This is a genomic window from Streptomyces sp. NPDC053755 (assembly GCF_040677675.1).
In the GTDB taxonomy this organism is placed as follows: domain Bacteria; phylum Actinomycetota; class Actinomycetes; order Streptomycetales; family Streptomycetaceae; genus Streptomyces.
Genome location: NZ_JBFASK010000080.1, coordinates 1 through 1,741 on the forward strand (window position 1 = coordinate 1; position 1,741 = coordinate 1,741).

Annotated in this window: 1 protein-coding gene; it reads right to left on the reverse strand. The window is 75.5% G+C overall.

The features are described from left to right. On the reverse strand, positions 1-1,741 hold a 1,741-nt coding region (locus AB0K65_RS32280), incomplete at both ends, for a condensation domain-containing protein (protein WP_365722858.1).

The following is a 1,741-nucleotide window of genomic DNA, read 5'->3' on the forward strand; positions in this document are numbered from 1 at the left end:
GCGGCCCGCGTGCCCGACCAGGTCTCCAGCACCCGCCGCCGCTCCTCCCCGTCCATCGGCTCCAGCTCGGACAGCCGCGTGCGGGGAGCCGCCACGGCCTGCTCCAGGACGCGGCGGAGCATCGCGGTCATCCGCTCCACGGTGGCCCGCTCGAAGACGTCCTCGCTGTAGAGCACCGTGCCCGCCAGTCCGGCCGCCGCGGGGCCGCCGTCGGTGGCACCGGTGTGCAGCAGGAACTCCAGGTCGAACTTGACGGCCCCCGTCACCACCGGCTCGGCCGCACCCGCTCGTACACCGGGGAACTCCGGCGCGGGCGCCGGGCCCCGCTCCACGGCCAGGCACACCTGGAACAGCGGATGGCGGGCCAGCGAGCGCACCGGATTGACGGCCTCCAGGACGAGGTCGAAGGGCGCGTCCTGGTGGGCGAAGGCGTCGAGATCCGTGGCCCGCACCCGGTGCAGCAGCTCCCGGAACTCCGGGTCGCCCGACGTGTCCGTACGCAGCACCAGCGTGTTGACGAAGAACCCCACCAGCCCGGTCAGGCCCTCATCCGAGCGTCCCGACACGGGCGATCCCAGCGGGATGTCCGTGCCGGCGCCGAGCCGGCACAGGGTGGCCGCGAGCGCCGCCTGCACGACCATGAAGGGGGTGCAGCGCTCCGCCCGCGCCAACTCCGCCACCGACCGGCCGAGTTCCGGCCCGTAGTCCACCTCCACCGCCCCGCCGCGCTGCCCGGCCGCCGGCGGACGCGGCCGGTCGTGCACCAGCCCCAGCTCCTCGGGGAGCCCGGCGAGGGCCATCCGCCAGTACGCCAGCTGTTCGTCCAGGACCGGCCCGGCGACCGCGGCGCGCTCCCACAGCGCGTGGTCGGTGTACGAGACCGGCAGCGGGGGCCAGGCGGGACGGCGGCCGTCCCGCCTGGCCGCGTAGGCATCGGACAGGTCCGCGAACAGCGGGCGCAACGACTGCCCGTCCGTGGCGATGTGGTGCAGCAGCACCAGCAGCACCGCAGCCTCGGGACCGGAGCGCACCAGGGTCACCCGCAGCGGTGTCTCGACGGCGAGGTCGAAGACGTGCCCGGCCGCCGCCCGCACCTCCGCGTCCACCTCCTCCGCAGCGACCTCGCGAACCGTGAAGGGCACCTCGCCGGCCGGTTCCACTACCTGGTGGGGCTCGCCGCCGGCCACGGCGATCCGGGTCCGCAGAGGTTCGTGGCGGTCCGCCAGGTCGTGGAACGCGGCGCGCAGCGCGCTCACGTCCAGCGGCCCGTCCAGGCGGACCGCCATCGGCACGTTGTAGGCGGTGCCGCCTGCTTCCAGCCCGTCCACCAGCCACAACCGCTGCTGTGCGAAGGACAGCGGCAGGCGCTCCGGGCGCTGTCGCGGTGGCGTCCGCGGCGGAAGCTCCGGGCGCCGCCCGGTCAGGTCGGCGAGATGCGCGGCCAGCCGGGCCGGGGTGGAGTGCCGGAAGACCTCGCGCAGGCCCAGCCGGGCGTCCAGCGCCGAGGCGAGCCGGTTCGCGAGCCGGGCGGCGAGCAGCGAATGCCCGCCGAGTTCGAAGAAGTCGGCCTCCGCCGACGGAGGCCCGTCGACGCCCAGGACCTCGGCGAACTCCGCGCAGACGATCTCCTCCAGCGGTGTACGGGGCGGTCGGCCGCCGTCCCCGGCCGCCGGGGCGGAGGGTTCCGGCAGGGCCCGTTTGTCGATCTTGCCGTTGGGTGTGAGGGGGAGCCGGTCGAGGG